The following is a 21,271-nucleotide window of genomic DNA, read 5'->3' on the forward strand; positions in this document are numbered from 1 at the left end:
GCATGGCCAGCCAATGGCTAGAAGGCACTATAAGACACAGGCGTAAGCGCCCGACACAGCACGAATTTACCTATAGCATTGGCATGCTGGCGCTGGACGTCGACGAATGGGGCACAGTCACAAGCATCAGCCCCTTTTTCTCGCTTGAGCGGTTTAACTGGCTGGCGCTTCGGCGCAAGGATTACCTGGATCCCGACGAGCCGAATTTGCGCAGAGCCGTAGATCAACGGGTTCAGGAGGCCACCGGCTGGCTGCCGGATGGCCCCGTACAGCTGATTACCCACCCTCGCTACTTCGGCCACATTTTTAACCCGGTCAGTTTTTACCTGTGTTATGAACAGGGCCAAGCCCCGGAAAAAGGCGACATTCCCAAAGTCATCCTGGCGCAGATCACCAATACGCCCTGGAAAGAACGGCACGTTTACTGCCTGGAATGCCAGAAACCTGCGGGTAGTTCGGATCAATGGCATACCGAGCGTTTCGCCTTCAGCAAGCGCTTTCATGTGTCACCGTTCAATGGCATGGATCAGCATTATCTGTGGTTATTCAGCTTTCGGGGCTCCGAACTGCGCATTCACATGAATGTCGAGCAGGCACATCAGAAGCAGTTTGATGCAACGCTGGTGGTCCAACGCACTGCTTTGGATCGTATAACCCTCCATCGAAGCCTGCGGCGGTTTCCGCTGGAATCCCTCAAAGGCGTTGTGGGGATCTATTGGAATGCTTTGAATCTAAAGCTCAAAGGCGCGCCCTTTTACACCCACCCGGACAAACTGGACGCCCAGGCACCGGACTACCGCAGAGGCGCAGACGATCAGGGCACAGACATCACCGAGCCGCACCTCTTGGAACAACCAGATACCACATCGACAGGAAGGGTAACCTCATGGAGAACGTGAACACCTCCAGCAACAAATCAAGCGTCGCGCAACGTTTGCCATTGGTGAGCCGGGTTGCCAGGCAGCTGGTTTGCCGTCAGCTGGCTCAACTTGGCAAAGGCACATTGCGTATCAGGGAAACTGACTTCGATGAACAGGTATTTGGCGATGATGATCCGAACTACCCAATAGCCGAGTTGGTTATTCACAATCACAGCACCTGGCGCGATCTGTTGACCGGCGGCAGTGTGGGAGCCGCAGAGTCCTTCGTAGCAGGCGACTGGAGCTCACCCGACCTTGTCGCCCTTCTGCGATTTTTTACCCGGAATGTGGATACCATGAACGCCTTCGAGGACAAGTTCAGCTGGGTCAGCAAGCCTGCGCTGAAAGGTCTGCACTGGTTGAATCGAAACACACCGGAAGGCTCCCGCAAGAACATCAGTGCCCACTACGATCTGGGTAACGATCTGTTCAGCCAGTTTCTTGACCCGACCATGATGTACTCCTCGGCGATCTATCCTCGGCCGGACGCCACACTCGACGAAGCAGCGGTGCATAAGCTGGATGTGATCTGCCAGAAACTGAATTTGCAGCCAAACGACCAGGTGATGGAAATCGGCACCGGCTGGGGCGGCTTTGCCATTCACGCAGCAAAACACTACGGCTGCCATGTCACCACGACAACCATCTCCCGGGAACAGCTGGAGCTGGCTCGATCACGAGTGAAAGCCGAAGGTCTTGAAGATAAAATCACTCTGTTATTTGACGATTACCGCGATTTGACCGGCCAATTCGACAAACTCGTCTCCATCGAGATGATTGAAGCGGTCGGCCCGGAGTTTCTTGACAGTTATTTGAGCCAGATCAGCGCCTTGCTCAAACCCGAAGGCATTGCATTGGTGCAAGCCATCAACATGCCGGAGCAGCGCTATGAGCGCGCTTTGAAGAACGTGGACTTTATTCAGCGATACATTTTTCCGGGCAGCTTCATCCCATCCTTCGGCGCCATTCTGGGTTCAATGAGCAGAGGCTCAGACCTGGTGCTCACACAGGTGGACGACTTCGGCTTCCACTACGCCCGCACACTGCACGACTGGTGTGTACGCTTTATGGCCAAGCGCGAAGAGTTGGCGGCACAAGGCTATGACACCCGGTTCCAACGCTTATGGCAGTTCTATTTTGCGTACTGCGAAGCGGGCTTCAGCGAACGTGCCATTGGCGTCGCCCACATAGTAATGGCCAAGCCTGCCAACAAGCACCGTAGCATTACTGCGTCATGATCAGCTCCGCCACCGTTCGGAATACGCTCAATTTTTTGTTGTTCCAGACCGGATGGTTGGTGTGTGTACTTTACCCAAGCCTCGCAGCCTCGTTGCTTGCGCTACTATTTGTGATCATCCACCTGCTGCTGGTGAGTACACAGCGTGGCGCCGAACTGCGGTTCATCGCGGTTGGCGTTTTCCTTGGCAGCCTGATGGACTCCCTGTGGCTGAACGCTGGCATTTTAGGCATTGAAACTCCTGACGCCATTCAGATTTCGCCAGTATGGCTGGTGGCCATCTGGGCGCTTTTCATGACCACCTTGTGTCATTCCCTCAACTGGGTTGCGAAGCGGGCATGGCTGCCGTTTGTGCTGGCGCCCTGTGCCGGCTCATTTGCCTACTGGTCCGCAAGCAAGCTGGGAGCAGTGACACTCCCCAACCACGCCGTGTCTCTGGTCGTTATCGGGGCTGGCTGGCTTGTGCTGTTCCCATTGTTGCTGTTCATTCGAAATCATCTGGTTCGGGAGCCGGCATCATGAATCAATGGGCAATGATCTGCGCAATACTGTTAACCAGCGGTCCGACAGCAGCCGAAACATTTGAATTTACCGGAACCGCCGAATCGGTTGATACCCAAAGCCAACTTTACGAAGAACGGCACCAAGTCACCGGAATTTGCTCAGATGCCGGGTTCCAACCCCTTGAGCACACCGTTAGTTACCACAAAGGCCCCGACGATCGGCGGTTTGCCGTCAAAACGCTGGAATACGGTAAACACCCGAGCCGGCCCAGCGTCGTTTTCCGCCAGCCGGATTTCGACGAGTCGCTGGAGATCCGTTTCACTGACTCGAACCAGCTAACCATCGACTGGCAACCCCCTTCGGAAAATCGGAAAAGGTTCCAGGTCATCTACAGCAATCGCTTGGTGATCGATGCAGGGTTTGATCAGTTTGTCAGGGCCAACTGGCAAGCGGTCACAGCCGGAGAGTCGCTTCCCTTTCGTTTTCTCGCTCCAACTAGCGGAGATCATTACGGGTTTGTGCTCGAACCGGCACCCGATGCAGCTATCGACGCAGACGTGGTGATTCAGATTCGCCCGACCAGCGTGGTATTACGTTTTCTGGTAGACCCCATCATTCTGGGTTACAACCAAAACGGCGCGTTAACGCACTATCAGGGCCTGACCAACATTCGGGCTAACCAGGAAACAAACCACACCGCACTCATCCGGTACCGTATCAGCCAACACCCCGGCTGCGATCTGACCTCCTGAAGCTTTACCCTGCGGCCACTCGGCCAAACAGTTATACCCCTTCGATATGGTAAACTCCGGGCCAAACTGATTCGGAGATTCCACAACCATGATGTTCGTGTCGTTCAACGTCAACAGTATCCGCACTCGCTTGCACCAACTGGAGGCTGTTATTGAACAGCTGAATCCTGATTTCATCGGGCTTCAGGAAACCAAAGTTCGAGATGAAGAGTTCCCCGAAGAGGCCATTCGAGAACTCGGCTACCACGTGCATTTCCATGGTCAGAAGACCCATTACGGGGTCGCGCTCCTTTCCAGGCAGGCACCCGACGAGGTGGTGAAAGGCTATGCAACCGATGATGAAGACGCACAGCGCCGGCTCATTACCGGCCATTTCACCGTGAACGGCGAACCGCTCACCGTGATTAACGGTTACTTCCCGCAAGGCGAGAACCGGGATCACCCGACCAAGTTCCCCGCCAAGCAAAAGTTCTACGCCGATCTTATGGATCTGCTGGATGAGCTGAACAAGCGACCGGGCCATGTTGTTTTGATGGGTGATATGAACATTTCACCCACCGACAAAGACATCGGGATTGGTCCGGACAATGCCAAGCGCTGGCTCCGTTCCGGAAAATGCAGCTTCCTGCCGGAAGAACGGGAATGGTTGAGCCAGGTCGAAGCTCGCGGATTTACCGACGTGTTCCGGCATTTGAATCCTGACGAAGCCGATACCTTCAGCTGGTTCGATTACCGCAGCAAAGGATTCGAGCGCGAGCCCAAGCGAGGCCTTCGTATCGATCTTGTGATGGCCAGTGACAACCTACTACCGAAAGCCAAGGATGCCGGTGTCAGCTATGAGATCCGGGCTATGGACCGTCCTTCTGACCACTGCCCGATCTGGGCCAGTTTCGAACTCTGATAGGCCAGCCGATCCGTCATGAAGAAAATAAAAACCAGGGACAGGATACTCAACACCAGCTTGCAGTTGTTCAACAGTCTGGGTGAGCCGAACGTCACCACCCTGTTGATCTCGGATGAGTTGGACATCAGTCCGGGCAACCTTTACTACCACTTCAAAAGTAAAGGCGACATCGTTGAAGAGCTTTTCAAAAGCTTTGAAGCTGAAATGCTGGATTTGCTCGCGGTGCCGGAAGATGCAGACGTACCACTGGATCAGTTCAGCTTCTTTCTGCACCTGTTGTTCGAGGCGGTGGCCCGCTATCGGTTCATGTATCAGGATCTGGTGAACGTGCTGTCCCGATACGACCAGCTGCAAGTGCGTTTTCGGCGAATCTTGAAGAAGAAAACCTTGGCGTTCGAATCGCTGTGTACCAGCTTCAAGCGCCAGGGCTTAATGGTCATCGAATCGGCGGAGTTGGATGCTCTGTGCCAGCAGCTGACATTGACTGTTTGCTACTGGAGCAGCTTCGACACGCTGTCGCATCTGGATGATCGGGAGTTCGTCGATCCCGGGAAAGGGGTGTATCAGATTTTGCACCTGATACTGCCCCATCTTACCGAAGACGACAAAGAAGAGGTCAAACTGATCAGTGAGACGTATCTGTAAGCGTTACCTATTCTTCTTCGTCCCTGCCATTTGCTGAGTCTCCTCGGAGCTTGGCCAGCTCAGCTTCAAGGTACTCGATGCGGCTTTCCAACGCCTGGATATCTTCTTTGCGATGAATGCCCAACCGGCGCAAAGCTCCGGAAACGCGCTGATCGAACATATGCTCAAGCTTGTCCCAGGTGCCGGTTGCGCGCTCGCGCACCTCTCCCACCCGGTCTTCTACGGTGCGAATCTGCTTGCCGACAACGCCACGGGTTTTCGATTCGAGCTGCTCACCTTCCTGAACCAGTCGTTCGAAAAACTTGCCGGCATCTTCCTCAGCTTTGGTATAGGCACCAAGCCCTGCCAACCAGATCTGACGAGCAGAGTCCTTAATCTTTCCCGGAAGCTGCGGATCTGTCTCGGGGGTTTGATCATCGTGCTCAGACATGAGTACCTCTTAAATACGGGCCGTAGGATTAGTTACGCATTATATTACAGCCATCTTTTGATTGCAGTGGTTGCGGCAACCCCCTGTAACCCGCATAACGAAGGGCTTCAATATAAAGAACGGCGGCATATGAAGAAATGTTTTCAAAGGAATCGGGCCAAAGCTTGAGTTGTACGAAATATGGTCAATACTTCTCAATACCGGTGTCCCCGTCGATGCCGGTTTGTCTGGAAGTCTTTCATGGATACTACTCGCACGCCTCTGCCCGGCATCCCAAGCCGGGCTTTTTTTGCGCTTATTTCCTGTTATTATATGCTTATTCCAAAACGAACAACCAACCGGAGTTAAGCATGATAGATATTGCCTGGAGTGAATTTACCCCCATCAGCGCCTTGGCTGGCGGTATTTTGGTGGGGCTTGCCGCCGCCAGTTTCCTTTTGTTTAACGGTCGCATCGCCGGCATTAGCGGAATTCTTGGTGGACTGCTAACCCCCGTGCGAAACGACATGCTCTGGCGCATGGCCTTTCTCGGCGGTTTGATCGGAACGCCGATCGTCTGGAAGCTGTTTGCCGAGCTACCGAAAATCGAAGTCAACGCCGGCTTCCCGGCGATTATCATTGCCGGCCTGCTTGTGGGCATCGGCACGCGCTACGGCTCCGGCTGCACCAGTGGTCATGGCGTATGCGGACTGTCACGTCTCTCACCTCGTTCGCTGGTTGCCACGCTGAGCTTCATGGCAACGGGCTTTATTACCGTTTACGTTATTCGCCACCTGATCGGAGCCTGATCCCATGAAATACAACATTACCTCTTTGGTTGCCGGTTTGATTTTTGGTTTGGGGCTGATCATTTCCGGTTTGGCTAATCCGGCGAAAGTGCTTGGCTTCCTCGATCTTGCCGGTCTGTGGGACCCGTCGCTTGCACTTGTCATGGGCGGCGCGATTCTAGTAGGTTTGGTGGCCTTCACGGTCGCCAAAAAACGCACGCTATCGCTGCTTGGCTTCAACATGAAACTTCCAACCAGCACCAAGATTGACAAACGCCTGGTGGGTGGCAGTTTAATGTTCGGCGTGGGCTGGGGCATCGCTGGTTTCTGCCCGGGACCGGCATTGGTTGCCGTCGGCGCAGGTGAAATTAAAGGGATAGTCTTTGTCGCGTCCATGGTGGCAGGTATGATGCTCTTTGAACTTATCGAACGGAAGCGCGCGCAATCTGCCTGAGGAAAATCCAGCGATCACGCTCGAATCCGTGCCGGGCTTATCAAGCCCGGCTTATCCAACCTTTGGAGAAGCCCAGTGGATATCAGAAAAATTGACGACAACATTTCTGTCGCGCCTCAAATCGCCATCGACGATATCGCCGAAATTGCCCGCCTGGGCTTCAAGACCCTGATCGCGAATCGGCCCGATGGCGAAGAATTCGGTCAGCCTCCGATGACCGACATCAAAGCAAGCGCAGAAGAACATGGGTTAAAGTGGGTGTATCTGCCTGTTGCTTCGGGCCATATTACTGATGATGATGTCGATGCGTTTGCCCCCATGTTCAAAGAGGCAGAAAAACCTGCTCTGGCGTTTTGTCGGTCCGGCACACGCAGCACCGTATTATGGGCCCTCAGTTCAGCGCGAGAACAAGACCCACAAGATCTGCTCTCGAAAGCATATCAAGCCGGTTATGATCTCACCGGGTTGATTGGCCGTATGCATACGCAGCAGCAAAACCACCAAAGTTAACACCCCACAACCGGAAAGTTTCAATGCCATACCAAGGGACTGAAAATTTCAGCCACTCCCAGGCCGAACGGCTGGGCGTTCTTGTCACGAATTTGGGCACCCCCGATGCTCCCACCCCGTCAGCGTTGAGAAAGTATCTGGCTGAGTTTTTATGGGACCCACGCGTGGTGGAAGTACCACGCCCACTCTGGTGGCTGATACTTCATGGCGTGATCCTGCGCATTCGCCCCAGACGAAGTGCCAAAGCCTACGCAGGCGTGTGGTCTCCCGAAGGGTCTCCGCTATTGGTACATACCGCCAAGCAAGCCGAAGGCATCCGCGAGGCCTTACAGGCAAAATACGGAAGCAACGTGGTGGTGGGGTTTGCCATGCGCTACGGCAACCCTTCTATCCCGCGAGTACTGGACGAGATGCAGCAGCAAGGCGTCAATAAACTTCTGGTGCTTCCCTTGTACCCGCAATATTCCGCATCGACGTCGGCTTCAACCTTTGACGCGGTTTCCAAAGACTTTATGGGGCGCCGCTGGCTTCCCGACTTCCGTTTTGTGTCCCACTACCATGACTTCCCTCCGTATATCGAGGCGATGGCACAGCACATTGAAGCTCATTGGGCCGAACACGGGCGCAAGCAAAAGCTGATTCTTTCTTATCACGGTATTCCACTGAAGTACCTGCTGAAAGGGGATCCGTACCACTGCGAATGCCATAAAACTTCGCGTTTGCTGGCGGAACGCTTGGGGCTGAATAGCGAAGAATACCTCACCACCTTCCAGTCGCGTTTTGGCCGCGAAGAATGGCTGCAGCCCTATACCGATGAAACCCTGAAATCACTGCCTGCGAATGGCGTGAAGTCGATCGATGTATTCTGTCCGGGCTTTTCAGCGGACTGTCTGGAAACCGTTGAAGAAATCGATGAGGAAAATCGGGAATACTTTATGGAAGCAGGCGGCGAGGCGTTTGCGTACATCCCCTGCCTCAACGCGACGCCGGGTCACATCGATGCACTTGTGCAGCTTGTGGAGGAGAATATCCAGGGCTGGGCCGTGCCTTCTAACCACAGCGAGCAACTGGAAGCTCGGGCAAAACGCGCAGCAGCGCGCAAAAACGCCACCTTCCCTGGCCGAACCGACATCTGATCTGAAGCGGAGGGCCATCATTCTTACTTGGGATGCTGGCCCTTGGTCACTTCGGTCTTCGACACGGCTCCTTTACGCTCCGCATCAGGCAATGCCTGACAGAACGTACACTCTTCTGTATCTATAGCGGCCCCGCCGGATTCAACGTAGCGAATTCGGTGGCTCGCGTTACCCCGATTGGCCGATACCGAGAATCGACGATTCTTGCGCTCATCCTGCTCGGCAAACTTGTCGTCGTGCGCCATAAAACACCTCCTTTCAGTTCACCGGTTATGGTCGAGGAACGGTGGGGTAAAGGCAATACGAAGATAGACGCACCAAAGGAAAGATCAGGCGAACCTGCCCACCGAACACGGTTTCGGCGGGCAGATCCTTTCAGGGGTCAGCTTTTACGAGCGTCCTCCCAGGTTTTCAGCAGTTCCTTGTAAGGCACGGTCTTGCCCTGCACTTTTTCGTTCGCCAGTTTCGGCTTAGGTGCACCGGGCTGATCCAACCAGTACTGGGGGTCGCGAGGCTCGTTGAGTTTCGGACCGCAATTGGGCATGACATTAGCCCGCTCCAAACGTTGCATTACACGGTCTTGAGCATCCGCCAAACCATCCAGCGCTTCTTGAGGCGTTGCTTCGCCACTGGCTGCCTGCGCAATGAACTGCCACCAGAGCTGCGCCAGTTTTGGGTAGTCTGGCACGTTGGTACCGGTTGGGGTCCACTGCACACGCGCAGGGCTGCGATAGAACTCGACAAGACCACCGAGTTTCGGGGCCATTTCCGTCATGTAGTCCGAGTTGATGTCGGAATCACGAATGGGGGTCAGGCCTGCGATGGTTTTTTCCAGGGAAACCGTCTTGGAAACCGTGAACTGTGCATACAGCCACGCAGCCAAGCGACGCTTCTCGGGTGTAGAGTTCAGGAACGTCCAGGAACCTACGTCCTGATACCCCAGTTTCATGCCCTCTTCCCAGTACGGCCCCCTGGGTGAAGGTGCCATCCGCCATTTAGGTGTACCGTCTTCATTCACCACCGGCAGACCATCTTCGATCATGCTTGCCGTAAAGGCGGTATACCAGAACACCTGTTGAGCAATGTTGCCCTGAGCCGGAACCGGGCCGGATTCAGAGAAGGTCATGCCAGTCGCTTCAGGCGGCGCGTATTTCTCCATCCAGTCAACGTACTTGGTGGTTGCATAAACCGCTGCTGGCCCGTTGGTAGCGCCGCCGCGCGACACATTGGAACCAACCGGGTGGCAGCCTTCAACACGAATGCCCCACTCGTCTACCGGTAAACCGTTAGGTAACCCCTTGTCGCCGGCACCGGCCATAGAGAACCAGGCATCGGTAAAGCGCCAGCCCAGAGACGGGTCTTTTTTGCCGTAATCCATGTGACCATACACTTTCTCTCCGTCGATCTCTTTCACGTGGACGGTAAAGAACTCGGCAATGTCTTCATACGCAGACCAGTTGATGGGCACCCCAAGTTCGTAACCGTATCGGTCCTTGAACTGTTTCTTGAGATCGTCTCTTTCAAACCAGTCCGCCCGGAACCAATACAGGTTGGCAAATTGCTGGCTCGGCAACTGGTACAGTTTGCCGTCCGGCCCGGTGGTGAAATCCAGCCCGATAAAGTCGTCCAGATCCAAACTTGGCAACGTCAGGTCTTTGCCCGCACCGTTCATAATGTCTTCAACCGCAACCACCTTGCCGTAGCGCACGTGGGTGCCGATCAAATCCGAGTCGTTGACATAACCGTCGTAAATATTACGGCCGGACTGCATCTGGGTTTGCAGCTTCTCGATAACATCGCCTTCCTGAATCAAGGTGTGGTTGAGCTTGATGCCGGTGATGTCGGTAAACGCTTTGGCGAGAACATTGGATTCGTATTCATGGGTCGCGATGGTTTCAGAAACCACATTGATTTCCATGCCGCGGAAGTCTTTTGCTGCCTCGGTGAACCACGCCATCTCTTCGAGTTGCTGCTGTTTGGTCAGCGTCGATCGTTTGAACTCATTCGTTACCCACTTTTCAGCGGCGTCTGAATATTGATCCGCGTAGGCTTGCAGGCTGAGCCCCATCGCCGCTGCGGCAATAGCCGCGCTGAGTATCAGGGCCCCGGGATGTTTTTTATTCTTGGACATATCCGACCTCATTTACTGTTGTTATTGAGAGAGCGCCACAAACCGCACTCGGGGTTTCATTACCTTTCAGTGACTCCATGAAAACCGTGTTCGTATAAACTGAATGGTCGTTTTCAAACACTGATTACAAGCTAGTTCGCAAACGAACCTTTTACAAATTTCATCGCCCTGCGCTCAGCCCCAACGCAACAGCACCAACGCCCACAGGACGGAAACGCCCAGCGCGACCCATAAACTGATGTCACTGACCGCCAGAAACGCCAGGTGAATATAAGCCGCGGATAGCAGCCCAATGAAAAGCCGGTCACCTCGAGTTGTTTCAATCGGTAGAAAGCCCTTGCGCTCGGTGCATGGGGAGACAATTTCGTAAACCGTCATAACCGCCAGTATGGCGGCAATGACTGCGAAAAAAATGGCGACGCTGGGCGTCCAGTTCATCCACGCAATCATAGGTTATCTCCTTAAACGCGCCCGAGCGCGAAGCCTTTGGCCACGTGATTCCGAACAAACCAGATCACCAGTAAGCCCGGGATAATGGTGAGCACACCCGCGGCGGCCAGAACGCCCCAATCAATACCGCTTGCCCCTATGGTGCGTGTCATGATGGCGCCGATGGGCTGGGCATCGACACTGGTCAATGTTCTTGCCAGCAGCAGCTCAACCCAGGAAAACATAAACGCAAAGAACGCCGTGACACCAATACCGGAGCGGATCATGGGCAAAAACACCTTCACGAAGAACTTCGGAAAGCTGTAGCCATCAATGTAGGCCATTTCGTCGTATTCTCGCGGCACCCCTTTCATAAACCCTTCCAGTATCCATACCGCCAGCGGCACGTTGAACAGACAGTGAGCCAAGGCCACCGCGATGTGGGTGTCGAATAAACCGATGGATGAATACAGTTGGAAGAACGGCAACAGGAACACCGCAGGTGGCGCCATGCGGTTGCTGAGCAACCAGAAAAACAGATGCTTGTCGCCCAGGAACTTGTAACGACTGAATGCATAAGCCGCGGGCAGAGCCACCAGCAAAGTGATAATGACGTTGATGGTCACGTAGGCCATGGAATTCAGATAGCCGTTGTACCAACTGGGGTCGGTGAAAATCACCACATAATTCTCAAGGGTGAAGTTCTCAGGCCACATGGTCAGCCCACCAAGAATTTCCTGATTGGTTTTGAACGACATGTTCAGCAACCAGTACACGGGGGTTAGCAGCAGAACAATAAACACGGTGATGGCGACATTTTTCGAGCGGGCTTGTTTCATCACACTCTCCTTATTGTTCTTTGTCAGCGTGAGTGATCGCGGTGAAGAACAACCACGAAATCAGCAACACAATCAGGAAGTAGATCAGCGAGAAGGCGGCCGCACGGCCAAGATCAAACTGCCCGATCGCCATGGTGGTCAAGGTTTGGCTCAGGAAGGTGGTCGAACTACCCGGGCCGCCACCGGTCAGAACGAAGGGTTCGGTGTAAATCATGAAGCTGTCCATAAACCGCAGCAACACGGCAATGATCAGCACGCTTTTAAGCCGGGGCAGCTGGATGTAACGGAACACCGCCCATTTGGAAGCCCGGTCAATTTCCGCGGCCTGATAGAAGGCTTCCGGAATCGCGCGAAGGCCGGAATAGCACAGCAACGCCACCAATGGGGTCCAGTGCCACACGTCCATTAACAGGACCGTTAACCACGCATCGACGGTGCTTCCGGTGTAGTTATAGTCCACGCCCAACTGGTTAATACCCCAGCCAAACAACCCAATGTCACCACGCGCAAAAATCTGCCAGATCGTGCCAACCACGTTCCAGGGAATCAGCAATGGAATGGCCACCAGAATCAAACACAAGGACCCTTTGATACCAGACTTCGGCATCATCAACGCAACCCCGATACCCAGCGGAATCTGGATCAGCAGTACGGCGCCCGAGAACAAGAACTGGCGCAGCAACGAATCCTGAAGGCGCTCATCCGTCAGGACTTCTTTGAACCATTCCGTACCGACAAAGTACGCCTGCCCCGGCCCGAAGATGTCTTGTACTGAATAGTTGACCACGGTCATCAGCGGGATAAGCGCCGAAAACGCTACCAACAGGAACACCGGCAACACCAACCACCAGGCTCGGTTATTCGGGATTTTATCCATCACGCTTGCTCCTGCATCAGGAATTCATCGACATACAGCATGGTCCATTCAGGCGGCAAAGTAAGGTGAACATGGCTGCCGACCTCGGCATTGAAATCCTCATCAACCCGTACCTTCAACGCCTGCGAATCCAGGTCTACATCGATGATTTTGTAGGTGCCAAGATCTTCCATATCCAACACCTTAGCCTCATACGAACTAACTTCAGGTTTATGGCTTAACTTTATGAATTCAGGCCGAATACCGATCTTTAGATTGGTTGATTCAAGTCGGTTTAATTGCTCAAGCCGCCAGCCCTCCAAGGCCACGTCGGTGGAGCCAAAACGAACGCCCGAAGCGCAGCGTTCAACGTCGATCAGATTCATCCCCGGACTGCCGATAAAGTAGCCAACGAAGGTGTGATTGGGTTGCTCGAACAACTCGGTCGGGGTGCCAAACTGTACGATCTGGCCGTCGTACATAACCGCGATCTTGTCAGCAAAAGTGGACGCCTCTAGCTGATCGTGGGTGACGTAAACCATGGTGATATCGAACTGCTCGTGGATTTGTTTGAGCTTGCGGCGCAGCTTCCACTTCAGCTGCGGGTCGATGACCGTGAGTGGTTCATCAAACAAGATGGCAGACACATCTTCCCGCACCAGCCCGCGCCCCATAGACACTTTCTGTTTTTCGTCGGCGGTGAGGTTCTTGGCTTTTTTATGCAGTTTGTCTTCGATCTCCAGCACTTCAGCGATTTCCTGCACACGCTCCTTGATACGTGCCGCAGGCACTTTGTTGTTCTTCAACGGAAACGCGAGGTTTTGGTAGACGGTCATAGAATCGTAAATCACCGGAAACTGAAAAACCTGGGCGATATTCCGGTCCCTTGGCGAGAGTGCGTTGACTCGCTTGCCATCAAATAAAACTTCGCCTTCCGATGGCTGAACCAAGCCCGAAATAATATTGAGCATCGTGCTCTTGCCACATCCGGATGGCCCGAGGAGTGCATACGCCCCTCCTTTTTGCCAAACGTGATCGAGCTGACGAATCGCGTAATCGTCGGGGCCGGATGGCGATTTGCTGTAGCTGTGAGCCAGGGACTTCAGGTGAATCTCAGCCATTACACTCCCCTCCCCGAACGCTGCGACGGCGTATGTACCAGCTGTTCGTGGGTATCGAATACAAACAGTTTGTTGACCGGCAGGTACACGCGAATGGGTGCGCCTGTGTGATATTGATGCACGCCCATCGATTGAGTGACCATCTCGAAATGGCGGCTCTCGACATGCATAAAGGTTTCAGAGCCGCTGATTTCACTCAGCGCCACTTCCACGGGGATCTCAAGATCGTCCTCGTTGGCGGGTGTCAGGGCAATGTGACTGGGCCGGATACCGAACCAGTATTCGCCGGGCTTTAGATTGGCGAGTTCCTGAGTCAGAGCGTGGCGGGTATCTTCATCGAACGACAGTTCCGTATCCGAAACACGGCCACGAATCAGGTTCATCGGTGGCTCGCTGAATAGTTGAGCGGCCAGCGTATTCACCGGCTTGCGGTATACGTCCATCACTGGACCACTCTGGACCACACGGCCTTCGTGAAGCAGTGTGGTGGTTCCGCCCAAAGCCAAGGCTTCGTTGGCCTCGGTGGTTGCGTAAACCGCAATACACTGACGCTCGCGGAACAAATCCCGCAATTCGGCCCTCAACTCTTCGCGCAACTTGTAGTCGAGATTCACCAGAGGCTCATCGAAAAGCACCAGAGTCGCGTCTTTCACCAAGGCTCTTGCCATGGCTGTGCGTTGCTGTTGGCCTCCGGAGAGCTCGAGGGGAAACCGTTTTAAAAGCGGTTCGATTCGCAGCATAGCCGCGGTTTCTATGACTCGCCGATCGATCTCCGATTCCGGCATCTTCGCTAGGCGCAGTGGTGAAGCGATATTCTCGTAGACAGAAAGATTCGGGTAATTGATGAACTGCTGATAGATCATTGAAATGTTACGGCGCTGGACACTCTGACCGGTTACATCGTTGCCGTTATAGATCAAACGGCCTTCGGTCGGCTTGTCCAGCCCCGCCATCAAACGCATCAGCGAGGTTTTACCTGCGAGCGTCCGCCCCAATAAAACATTGAACGAGCCAGCCTCAAATGTCAGGTTGGCATTCCGAATGTAATCGACCCCGTCGACGATTCGGGAAAGGTTCTCGAGCGTTAAGGACATGTGTCTTCCTTGTTGTTCTTGTGAAAACGTGTCCGGGCACTGGGATCCAGTGCAAGCTGCAATAGAGCTCGGGCTTAGGTTAGCTAAGCCCTTGCCTGCCTATAGCTTTTGCACCGCATTGATCCAGCCCTCGTACAAACGGTCGCGATGCTCCTTTGACATCACAGGCTCAAACCTGCGATCGCAGCGCCATAAATCCGATAAATCGTCCAGCGATTGATACGCCCCGGCTTTCAGCCCGGCCAGATACGCAACACCCAGCGCAGTGGTTTCGACCAGCGACGGACGATCCACCGTTGCCCCTAGTATGTCGGCCAGGAACTGCAGCACCCAGCTGTTGGCGACCATCCCGCCGTCTACCCGAAGTGTAGTCGGGCGAATCCCGTCTTTTTCCATCGCTTTCTGCAAATCCTTGGTCTGGTAACACACAGACTGCAATCCGGCGGTCACAATCTCTTTGATACCGGTATCCCGCGTTAAACCAAAGATAGCCCCTCGTGCGTCAGGATCCCAGTAAGGTGCGCCAAGTCCGGTAAAAGCAGGCACCAGATACACTCCGTGATCAACGGGCGTTCCCTGTGCCAGCGGTTCGGTATCGCAGGCGTTGTTGATCAGCTGCAGGCCATCCCGTAGCCACTGGATCGCGGCTCCGGCAATAAAAATACTGCCTTCCAACGCGTAAGTGGTTTTGCCGTTCAGGCGATACGCCACGGTAGTGAGCAGCCGGTGCTCCGAGCGCAGCGCCTTATCACCGGTATTGAGCATCAAAAAGCAGCCGGTGCCGTAGGTGCTCTTGGCCATACCCACTTCAAAACAGGTTTGCCCGAACAGCGCGGCCTGCTGGTCACCGGCGATTCCGTACACGGAGCTTCCGTTAAGCGCGCCGCCTTCGGTGATTTCGCCGAAGTCGTCGGATGAATCCATCACCTCGGGCAACAACGATTCCGGAATACCGAACATCTCTAACAGATCTTGGTCCCACTGTTGGGTATGAATGTTAAACAACAGCGTTCGGCTGGCATTAGTGGCGTCGGTGCGATGCACCCGACCACCGGTGAGGCGCCACAAGATAAAGGTATCCACGGTACCGAAGGCCAGCTCTCCCCTTTCCGCCCGCTCCCTGACGCCCGAGACATTCTCGAGAATCCAGCGAATTTTGGTGGCTGAAAAATAAGGGTCAATCAATAGCCCGGTTTTACCGTGCACCCAGGGCTCATGGGAGCTCAACTTGAGTGACTTGCAGTAATCTGCGGTTCGCCGGTCTTGCCAAACGATAGCGTTGTAGACCGGCTTCCCGGTTTTCCGGTCCCAGATGATGGTTGTTTCACGCTGATTGGTGATACCGACCCCAAGCACCTCATCGTCCGGACCAAACTCTTCCGCCATCACCGCGTCGCAGGTGCGCTTCACCGTTGACCAAAGATCCTCCGGGTCGTGCTCAACCCATCCGCTGTCTGGAAAATGCTGGGGGAATTCTTCTTGTCGAACTGCATGGATATTGCCGTCCAGATCAAAAAGAATAGCCCGGGAACTGGTGGTTCCTTGATCAATGGAAAGTAGATACTGACTCATGTGCTATCGGCCTCGGCTTCATTTTTGTTCGCATTTTTGCTTTTTTGAAAAAGAAATACCAAGAATTTTGACTCATCCCCCTTATATAGCAGTCATATTGCCCCCAACCCATCTGGAGAGCTGCACAAAGCCATTAAAACAACTAAACTTTCCCCGAATTTTCGTTTTCACGCGAAATCGAGCAGTAAACAGTCAATTGCGGAGGGTATTGAATGGCACAGCGGCGCCGACAGGAACTCATTCTGGAGTTGATCCAGGAAAATGGTTTCGTCACTACCGATCAGTTGGTCGAACAGTTTCAGGTTACGCCGCAGACCATACGCCGGGATTTAAACGAGCTCGCCAAGCACAAGAAGTTACGGCGACACCACGGCGGAGCCGGGATCGACTCGAGCACCGTTAATACCGCCTATCAAGCCCGGAAAATCATGGACCTCGAGGCGAAAGAACGTATCGCCGAGGCCATGGTAAAGCTCATTCCCGACAATGCTTCGCTGTTCATCAATATCGGCACTACCACGGAAACCATTGCCAAGGCCCTGCTGGCAAAAAATGGCTTACAGGTGGTCACGAACAACCTCCATGTCGCTTCGATTCTTTCAGCCAAAGAAGATTTTCGCGTGATCATCGCCGGCGGTGAAGTCAGAAGCCGCGATGGCGGCATTGTCGGCGAGGCAACCCGTGATTTCATCAACCAGTTCAAAATGGATTTTGGCATTATCGGGATCAGTGGCATCCACAATGACGGTTCACTTCTGGATTTTGATTATCGCGAAGTACGAGTCGCTCAAGCCATCATCGCCAATTCCAGCCAAACGCTGCTGGCTGCAGACCACTCCAAATTTGGCCGGAACGCCATGGTTCGCCTGGGCAGCATCACTCAAGCAGACCATGTGTTCACTGACGAAAAACCACCTGAAGAAATTTCGAAAATGCTCAGAGAGCACAACGTTACCCTGCATTTGGTTTAAGTCTCTTTTTTAATCCCCAAACACCCTCCTCGCGACGTTCGTTTGTTTTCTTATTTTCCTTTACGAACATCTAAGACTTTCGCATAATAGCGAAACGAATCTACCAAAGCGTCGGAGAGCATCAGAAATGTCAGCAGAACACCCCCACTACGATGTCGTTGTCGTCGGCGGCGGCATTAATGGTACAGGCATCACAATGGATGCCGCTGGCCGCGGATTGAAGGTTCTGCTGTGCGAAATGAATGATCTGGCGTCCGCTACGTCGTCAAACAGCAGCAAACTGATTCACGGAGGGCTGCGCTATTTGGAGCATTACGAATTCCGGCTGGTGCAAAAGGCGCTGGCTGAACGGGAGTCCTTGTTACGCAATTCTCCGCACATCATGCACCCGATGCGATTTCGCCTGCCCCACCGCTCCCATCTCCGCCCCGCCTGGATGATTCGAACCGGACTTTTTCTCTATGACCATCTGGCCAAGCGTGAAATGTTACCCGGCTCTCGCTCGATCCGCTTTAACGACTCCGGTCCGCTTAAGCCGGAACTGACCCGTGGTTTCGAATACTCCGACGGCTGGGTTGACGATGCCCGATTGGTTGTTCTGACCGCCAAAAAAGCAGAGCAAGCCGGTGCCACCATCATGACGCGAACCAAATGCGTCAACGCAAAACGCGGAGCCAAGGCGTGGCAGGTAACGCTTCGAAACACCCTTACAAATGACGAGAAATCGGTCACAGCGAAAGCGATCGTGAACGCATCCGGCCCCTGGGTGAGTGCCTTGTTCGGTGAAGCACTGTCGATGCAAGCGCCCAAGATGATTCGCATGGTGAAAGGCAGCCACATCGTGGTGCCAAGACTGAATCAGGAAGAAGAGGCCTACATCCTCCAAAACGAAGACGAGCGCATTGTCTTTGTGATTCCTTATGAAGATAACTTCTCCCTGATTGGCACCACCGACGTTGAATACGAAGGCGATCCGTCGAAAGCGAAAATTTCACCAGAAGAAACGAGCTATTTGCTGGGGGTCGTAAACGATCACTTCAAACGACAGCTGCAACCTACAGACGTCATCTGGTCGTATTCAGGCGTGCGTCCGTTGATGGATGGCGAGGAAGAGAATGCCCAGAAAGCGTCGCGGGATTACACATTTGAGGTGAGCGCGGAAAAAGGCCAAGCCCCCCTGATCTCGGTATTCGGTGGCAAGATCACCACTTACCGTAAATTGGCCGAAGCAGCCACCGACAGACTGTGTAATTTTTTTGAAACCTCCGGAAAACGCTGGACGAAAACTGCCGCCCTGCCCGGAGGCGATTTCGATAATCAGGCCAACCTGATCAGCGCGCTCAAAGAAGAGTATCCGTGGCTACCTACCCCAATCGCCCGCCGTTACGCGCGAACCTATGGCACCCTATCCCGCACCATCCTTCAAGATTGCGCGTGCATCGAGGATCTGGGTAAGCACTTCCTTGGAACACTCTACGAGCGTGAGGTGAGCTATCTAGTGCAAAACGAGTGGGCCATCACGTCCGACGACATTTTATGGCGTCGCACCAAGCAAGGGCTTTATGCCAAAGCAGGTGATGTAGAAGCGCTAGAGGCATTTCTGGCGGGCAAATAGTTCTGTGCACGTGCTGAGGGGCGGTTAACACAACGCTCTGAGGCACGAGTGCGTAAAAATAAGACTTCGGATTTGCTGTATTGGGGAGGAAAACTTGGAACTTATTGATAAGAAAGAAGAAATGGCGGTGGGCCAGGGATTCGAACCCCGGGAAGGCTATTAACCTTCGGCGGTTTTCAAGACCGCTGCATTCAGCCGCTCTGCCAGCCCACCGCATCTTTCTTGCCGTCATCTCGACAGCGGTGTGCATGATACCGGAATCGCTTATGCTGTCAACGGTCTATATCGAAATTCATGAAAATTCTCGATCACTTTCTCTATATTGATCAACGATTCACCAACACCGACAAGGTGAATGAACTGTAATGAACTTCTTAACCCTCTTTATTGTCACAAATGATTGAAAGTTGCGCATACAACCTTATTATGGGCTTCAGGTTAAAGGGAAGTGGCGAGGCGCATCGGCCTGCCCTACCCGCCGTTTGATAAATTCGGAGACGAGAATGGATAACAGGCAATACAACGTTCAAAGCCAGGGTGGCATCCAAGTCGCTCGCGGTAGCGCTACCGGCGCCATCAGCCCGGAAGCCACCAAGGTTCTACGTAACACTTACACCCTGCTGGCAATGACCCTTCTGTTCAGTGCTGTTATGGCTGGTGTTTCCATGAGCATTGGCCTGAGCCAAGGCGTAAGCCTGGTTTGCAGCCTGGGCGCGCTGGCACTGGTATGGCTGGTTCTTCCACGAACCGCTAACAGCGCAGCCGGTATCGGTGTCGTTTTTGCCTTTACAGGCCTGCTGGGTCTGTCACTGGGCCCCATTCTGATGCACTACCTTCAGTTTGCGAATGGTAGCCAAATCGTTATGCAGGCACTGGGCGGCACCGCTGTTGTATTTCTGGGTCTGTCAGGCTACGTTCTGACCACCAAGAAAGACTTCAGCTTCATGCGCGGTATGTTGGTAGCCGGCATGATGGTGGTGATCGTTGGCATGCTAGGCGCGTTCGTCGCCAGTTTGTTCGGCGTTCAGGTCACAGCTTTCAGCCTGGCCATGAGCGCAGCTATCGTGTTCCTGATGTCTGGCTTCATCCTTTACGATACCAGCCGCATCGTGAATGGCGGTGAAACCAACTACATCATGGCAACAACCGGGCTGTACCTGAACATTTACAACCTGTTCGTCAGCTTGTTGCACCTGATTGGCGCCTTCACCGGCGAAGACTGATTCAGCCCGCTGAACCAGCCTCCCGAAACCCCGGCGCTTTGCCGGGGTTTCTGCTTTAGGTACACTGCCTAACTGCATCTACCCATTATCAGAATCCCGACACATGCCGAATTCGCTTGCTTACACGCTCGTTATCACCGGTGCCCCATGGACCACTCAAGCACCTCAAACGGCCTTGATGTTCGCGAGAGCCGCACTGTCGGCCGGGCACAAGATTGACCGTGTCTTTCTATACGGAGATGGTGTGCACCTAGCATCCAATCTGAGCTCGCCCCCTTCGGATGAAACGCACTGGTCGCAGCAGTGGGCCGACTTTCTTGTAGAACACCAGATCCCCGCTACCGCCTGTATTGCCTCCGCCTTGCGCCGGGGACTGATAAACGAAACGGAACAGGCTCGCTACGAACTGCCCGCCAACAACCTTCGTTCTCCGTTCGAGATTGCCGGGTTGGGTGAATGGGTTGAAGGTAAGCGGGCTGCCGACAGAACTGTTTATTTCCATGGGGGAAGCTGACGTGACCACACTCATCGTGATCGACCAAGCACCCTACGGGTCATGGTCAGGGCGGGAAGCACTGGACATGGCCTTTTCACTGGCTGCATTTGATCAGCCTGCGGCTATGCTGTTTACAGGCCCGGGCGTTAACTGGCTTCGCAAAGGACAACAACCCGACGAGCTAGGCCAAAAGTCCGCCGAGAAAAACCTGTCTGCTGCGCCGTTATTCGGCATCGAGGCACTGATCGCTGATGAGCGTGCCTGCCATAAATACGGCCTGAGCTCAGAAACCATGCTGTCTGGCGTAGAGCTATCCAGCAACATTCAAGAGCTACTGAACGGCCACACTCACGTGGTATTCGCAAGCTAGCGAGCAGATATTATGAACCCCCACCCTACGCTTCATATCCTGAACAAGACGCCAGAGCACCCACGATACGAGTTGTGCATGCAAGCATTGCTGCCTTCTGACACCCTGATGCTCATCGAGAACGGCGTGCTCAGCATTGCTGGCGCCCAACTGGAAGCCCCTTGCAAGCTGTACGGACTGAAAGCCGATATCGCCGCCAGAGCGCTCGACACGCTCTACGATTCGAGCAATACAGTGGATTTTGAGGGACTGGTTCAGCTTACACAGAAACATGAAAAGGTTATCAGCTGGTAAA

General features: G+C 53.9%; 25 protein-coding genes and 1 tRNA gene. 16 read left to right on the forward strand and 10 right to left on the reverse strand.

Features of this window, described 5'->3' with window-relative positions; all coding sequences use genetic code 11:
* Positions 1–2: 2 nt before the first annotated feature.
* The 6 genes from Q9245_RS00650 to Q9245_RS00675 all read left to right on the forward strand — a co-directional run bounded on the left by Q9245_RS00650 (position 3) and on the right by Q9245_RS00675 (position 4,962).
* Complete coding sequence (locus Q9245_RS00650) at positions 3–899, forward strand: DUF1365 domain-containing protein (RefSeq protein WP_305895353.1); 897 nt, start codon at positions 3–5, stop codon at positions 897–899.
* A complete protein-coding gene (locus tag Q9245_RS00655) occupies positions 887–2,158 on the forward strand; it encodes a cyclopropane-fatty-acyl-phospholipid synthase family protein (protein ID WP_305895354.1) in 1,272 nt (423 codons plus the stop codon). Before Q9245_RS00650 ends, Q9245_RS00655 begins: the two co-directional genes overlap by 13 nt.
* Positions 2,155–2,679, forward strand: coding sequence for a DUF2878 domain-containing protein (locus Q9245_RS00660; RefSeq protein WP_305895355.1), 525 nt, complete (start codon positions 2,155–2,157; stop codon positions 2,677–2,679). The genes Q9245_RS00655 and Q9245_RS00660 overlap by 4 nt, the downstream gene beginning before the upstream one ends.
* Positions 2,676–3,413: a hypothetical protein gene (locus Q9245_RS00665; RefSeq protein ID WP_305895356.1), complete on the forward strand. Its 738-nt coding sequence runs from the start codon at positions 2,676–2,678 to the stop codon at positions 3,411–3,413. Before Q9245_RS00660 ends, Q9245_RS00665 begins: the two co-directional genes overlap by 4 nt.
* Before the next feature lie 88 nt (positions 3,414–3,501).
* The gene (xthA, locus tag Q9245_RS00670; RefSeq protein WP_305895357.1) at positions 3,502–4,314 is read left to right on the forward strand and encodes an exodeoxyribonuclease III; all 813 of its coding nucleotides are present in this window, start codon (positions 3,502–3,504) and stop codon (positions 4,312–4,314) included.
* Between the two features lie 18 nt (positions 4,315–4,332).
* Complete coding sequence (locus tag Q9245_RS00675) at positions 4,333–4,962, forward strand: TetR/AcrR family transcriptional regulator (protein WP_305895358.1); 630 nt, start codon at positions 4,333–4,335, stop codon at positions 4,960–4,962.
* A 7-nt stretch (positions 4,963–4,969) separates the two neighbouring features.
* On the opposite strand, the gene Q9245_RS00680 is transcribed toward Q9245_RS00675, so the two are convergent.
* Positions 4,970–5,392, reverse strand: a complete 423-nt coding sequence (locus Q9245_RS00680) for a phasin family protein (protein WP_305895359.1) — start codon at positions 5,390–5,392, stop codon at positions 4,970–4,972.
* A gap of 350 nt (positions 5,393–5,742) precedes the next feature.
* On the opposite strand from Q9245_RS00680, the gene Q9245_RS00685 reads away from it, so the two are divergent.
* From Q9245_RS00685 to hemH, 4 genes are all read left to right on the forward strand, one after another.
* Positions 5,743–6,180: a YeeE/YedE family protein gene (locus tag Q9245_RS00685; RefSeq protein ID WP_305895360.1), complete on the forward strand. Its 438-nt coding sequence runs from the start codon at positions 5,743–5,745 to the stop codon at positions 6,178–6,180.
* A gap of 4 nt (positions 6,181–6,184) precedes the next feature.
* Positions 6,185–6,613 (forward strand): DUF6691 family protein, encoded by a 429-nt coding sequence (locus Q9245_RS00690; RefSeq protein WP_305895361.1) that lies wholly within the window; start codon positions 6,185–6,187, stop codon positions 6,611–6,613.
* Positions 6,614–6,688: 75 nt separating this feature from the next.
* The gene (locus Q9245_RS00695) at positions 6,689–7,123 is read left to right on the forward strand and encodes a TIGR01244 family sulfur transferase (RefSeq protein ID WP_305895362.1); all 435 of its coding nucleotides are present in this window, start codon (positions 6,689–6,691) and stop codon (positions 7,121–7,123) included.
* 23 nt (positions 7,124–7,146) lie between these two features.
* Positions 7,147–8,259 (forward strand): ferrochelatase, encoded by a 1,113-nt coding sequence (gene hemH, locus Q9245_RS00700; protein ID WP_305895363.1) that lies wholly within the window; start codon positions 7,147–7,149, stop codon positions 8,257–8,259.
* A gap of 23 nt (positions 8,260–8,282) precedes the next feature.
* On the opposite strand, the gene Q9245_RS00705 is transcribed toward hemH, so the two are convergent.
* From Q9245_RS00705 to glpK, 8 genes are all read right to left on the reverse strand, one after another.
* Positions 8,283–8,504 (reverse strand): hypothetical protein, encoded by a 222-nt coding sequence (locus tag Q9245_RS00705; RefSeq protein WP_305895364.1) that lies wholly within the window; start codon positions 8,502–8,504, stop codon positions 8,283–8,285.
* A gap of 137 nt (positions 8,505–8,641) precedes the next feature.
* Positions 8,642–10,390, reverse strand: a complete 1,749-nt coding sequence (locus tag Q9245_RS00710; protein ID WP_305895365.1) for an ABC transporter substrate-binding protein — start codon at positions 10,388–10,390, stop codon at positions 8,642–8,644.
* 174 nt (positions 10,391–10,564) lie between these two features.
* Entirely contained in the window at positions 10,565–10,840 is a 276-nt protein-coding gene (locus Q9245_RS00715; RefSeq protein WP_305895366.1) for a DUF2160 domain-containing protein, read from the reverse strand.
* Positions 10,841–10,851: 11 nt separating this feature from the next.
* Entirely contained in the window at positions 10,852–11,658 is an 807-nt protein-coding gene (locus Q9245_RS00720; RefSeq protein ID WP_305895367.1) for a carbohydrate ABC transporter permease, read from the reverse strand.
* A 10-nt stretch (positions 11,659–11,668) separates the two neighbouring features.
* Complete coding sequence (locus Q9245_RS00725; protein WP_133007549.1) at positions 11,669–12,535, reverse strand: carbohydrate ABC transporter permease; 867 nt, start codon at positions 12,533–12,535, stop codon at positions 11,669–11,671.
* Positions 12,535–13,635 (reverse strand): ABC transporter ATP-binding protein, encoded by a 1,101-nt coding sequence (locus tag Q9245_RS00730; RefSeq protein ID WP_305895368.1) that lies wholly within the window; start codon positions 13,633–13,635, stop codon positions 12,535–12,537. The genes Q9245_RS00725 and Q9245_RS00730 overlap by 1 nt, the downstream gene beginning before the upstream one ends.
* A complete protein-coding gene (locus Q9245_RS00735) occupies positions 13,635–14,729 on the reverse strand; it encodes an ABC transporter ATP-binding protein (protein ID WP_305895369.1) in 1,095 nt (364 codons plus the stop codon). The genes Q9245_RS00730 and Q9245_RS00735 overlap by 1 nt, the downstream gene beginning before the upstream one ends.
* A 99-nt stretch (positions 14,730–14,828) precedes the next feature.
* Positions 14,829–16,301, reverse strand: a complete 1,473-nt coding sequence (gene glpK, locus Q9245_RS00740; protein WP_305895370.1) for a glycerol kinase GlpK — start codon at positions 16,299–16,301, stop codon at positions 14,829–14,831.
* 212 nt (positions 16,302–16,513) lie between these two features.
* On the opposite strand from glpK, the gene Q9245_RS00745 reads away from it, so the two are divergent.
* Together Q9245_RS00745 and glpD are read left to right on the forward strand one after the other, a co-directional pair.
* Entirely contained in the window at positions 16,514–17,272 is a 759-nt protein-coding gene (locus Q9245_RS00745) for a DeoR/GlpR family transcriptional regulator (RefSeq protein ID WP_305895371.1), read from the forward strand.
* Between the two features lie 127 nt (positions 17,273–17,399).
* On the forward strand, positions 17,400–18,887 hold the full coding sequence (glpD, locus tag Q9245_RS00750; RefSeq protein ID WP_305895372.1) for a glycerol-3-phosphate dehydrogenase: 1,488 nt from the start codon (positions 17,400–17,402) through the stop codon (positions 18,885–18,887).
* Between the two features lie 122 nt (positions 18,888–19,009).
* On the opposite strand, the gene Q9245_RS00755 is transcribed toward glpD, so the two are convergent.
* Positions 19,010–19,100: transfer RNA gene (locus Q9245_RS00755), tRNA-Ser, on the reverse strand.
* Positions 19,101–19,390: 290 nt separating this feature from the next.
* Here Q9245_RS00755 and Q9245_RS00760 point away from each other — a divergent pair.
* The 4 genes from Q9245_RS00760 to tusB all read left to right on the forward strand — a co-directional run bounded on the left by Q9245_RS00760 (position 19,391) and on the right by tusB (position 21,270).
* Positions 19,391–20,110, forward strand: coding sequence for a Bax inhibitor-1/YccA family protein (locus Q9245_RS00760; protein ID WP_114333706.1), 720 nt, complete (start codon positions 19,391–19,393; stop codon positions 20,108–20,110).
* Positions 20,111–20,213: 103 nt separating this feature from the next.
* Complete coding sequence (tusD, locus tag Q9245_RS00765; RefSeq protein WP_305895373.1) at positions 20,214–20,624, forward strand: sulfurtransferase complex subunit TusD; 411 nt, start codon at positions 20,214–20,216, stop codon at positions 20,622–20,624.
* Position 20,625: 1 nt separating this feature from the next.
* Entirely contained in the window at positions 20,626–20,976 is a 351-nt protein-coding gene (locus Q9245_RS00770; protein WP_305895374.1) for a DsrE family protein, read from the forward strand.
* 12 nt (positions 20,977–20,988) lie between these two features.
* On the forward strand, positions 20,989–21,270 hold the full coding sequence (gene tusB, locus Q9245_RS00775) for a sulfurtransferase complex subunit TusB (RefSeq protein ID WP_305895375.1): 282 nt from the start codon (positions 20,989–20,991) through the stop codon (positions 21,268–21,270).
* The last annotated feature ends 1 nt before the right edge of the window (position 21,271 follow it).

Source organism: Marinobacter sp. MDS2 (assembly GCF_030718085.1).
In the GTDB taxonomy this organism is placed as follows: Bacteria; Pseudomonadota; Gammaproteobacteria; order Pseudomonadales; family Oleiphilaceae; genus Marinobacter.

Coding starts and splice junctions, on each gene's coding strand:
- Q9245_RS00650 (WP_305895353.1), top strand. CDS start 3: ATGGCCAGCCAATGGCTAGAAGGCACTATAAGACACAGGCGTAAGCGC.
- Q9245_RS00655 (WP_305895354.1), top strand. CDS start 887: ATGGAGAACGTGAACACCTCCAGCAACAAATCAAGCGTCGCGCAACGT.
- Q9245_RS00660 (WP_305895355.1), top strand. CDS start 2,155: ATGATCAGCTCCGCCACCGTTCGGAATACGCTCAATTTTTTGTTGTTC.
- Q9245_RS00665 (WP_305895356.1), top strand. CDS start 2,676: ATGAATCAATGGGCAATGATCTGCGCAATACTGTTAACCAGCGGTCCG.
- xthA (WP_305895357.1), top strand. CDS start 3,502: ATGATGTTCGTGTCGTTCAACGTCAACAGTATCCGCACTCGCTTGCAC.
- Q9245_RS00675 (WP_305895358.1), top strand. CDS start 4,333: ATGAAGAAAATAAAAACCAGGGACAGGATACTCAACACCAGCTTGCAG.
- Q9245_RS00680 (WP_305895359.1), bottom strand. CDS start 5,392: ATGTCTGAGCACGATGATCAAACCCCCGAGACAGATCCGCAGCTTCCG.
- Q9245_RS00685 (WP_305895360.1), top strand. CDS start 5,743: ATGATAGATATTGCCTGGAGTGAATTTACCCCCATCAGCGCCTTGGCT.
- Q9245_RS00690 (WP_305895361.1), top strand. CDS start 6,185: ATGAAATACAACATTACCTCTTTGGTTGCCGGTTTGATTTTTGGTTTG.
- hemH (WP_305895363.1), top strand. CDS start 7,147: ATGCCATACCAAGGGACTGAAAATTTCAGCCACTCCCAGGCCGAACGG.
- Q9245_RS00705 (WP_305895364.1), bottom strand. CDS start 8,504: ATGGCGCACGACGACAAGTTTGCCGAGCAGGATGAGCGCAAGAATCGT.
- Q9245_RS00710 (WP_305895365.1), bottom strand. CDS start 10,390: ATGTCCAAGAATAAAAAACATCCCGGGGCCCTGATACTCAGCGCGGCT.
- Q9245_RS00715 (WP_305895366.1), bottom strand. CDS start 10,840: ATGATTGCGTGGATGAACTGGACGCCCAGCGTCGCCATTTTTTTCGCA.
- Q9245_RS00720 (WP_305895367.1), bottom strand. CDS start 11,658: ATGAAACAAGCCCGCTCGAAAAATGTCGCCATCACCGTGTTTATTGTT.
- Q9245_RS00725 (WP_133007549.1), bottom strand. CDS start 12,535: ATGGATAAAATCCCGAATAACCGAGCCTGGTGGTTGGTGTTGCCGGTG.
- Q9245_RS00730 (WP_305895368.1), bottom strand. CDS start 13,635: ATGGCTGAGATTCACCTGAAGTCCCTGGCTCACAGCTACAGCAAATCG.
- Q9245_RS00735 (WP_305895369.1), bottom strand. CDS start 14,729: ATGTCCTTAACGCTCGAGAACCTTTCCCGAATCGTCGACGGGGTCGAT.
- glpK (WP_305895370.1), bottom strand. CDS start 16,301: ATGAGTCAGTATCTACTTTCCATTGATCAAGGAACCACCAGTTCCCGG.
- Q9245_RS00745 (WP_305895371.1), top strand. CDS start 16,514: ATGGCACAGCGGCGCCGACAGGAACTCATTCTGGAGTTGATCCAGGAA.
- glpD (WP_305895372.1), top strand. CDS start 17,400: ATGTCAGCAGAACACCCCCACTACGATGTCGTTGTCGTCGGCGGCGGC.
- Q9245_RS00760 (WP_114333706.1), top strand. CDS start 19,391: ATGGATAACAGGCAATACAACGTTCAAAGCCAGGGTGGCATCCAAGTC.
- tusD (WP_305895373.1), top strand. CDS start 20,214: ATGCCGAATTCGCTTGCTTACACGCTCGTTATCACCGGTGCCCCATGG.
- tusB (WP_305895375.1), top strand. CDS start 20,989: ATGAACCCCCACCCTACGCTTCATATCCTGAACAAGACGCCAGAGCAC.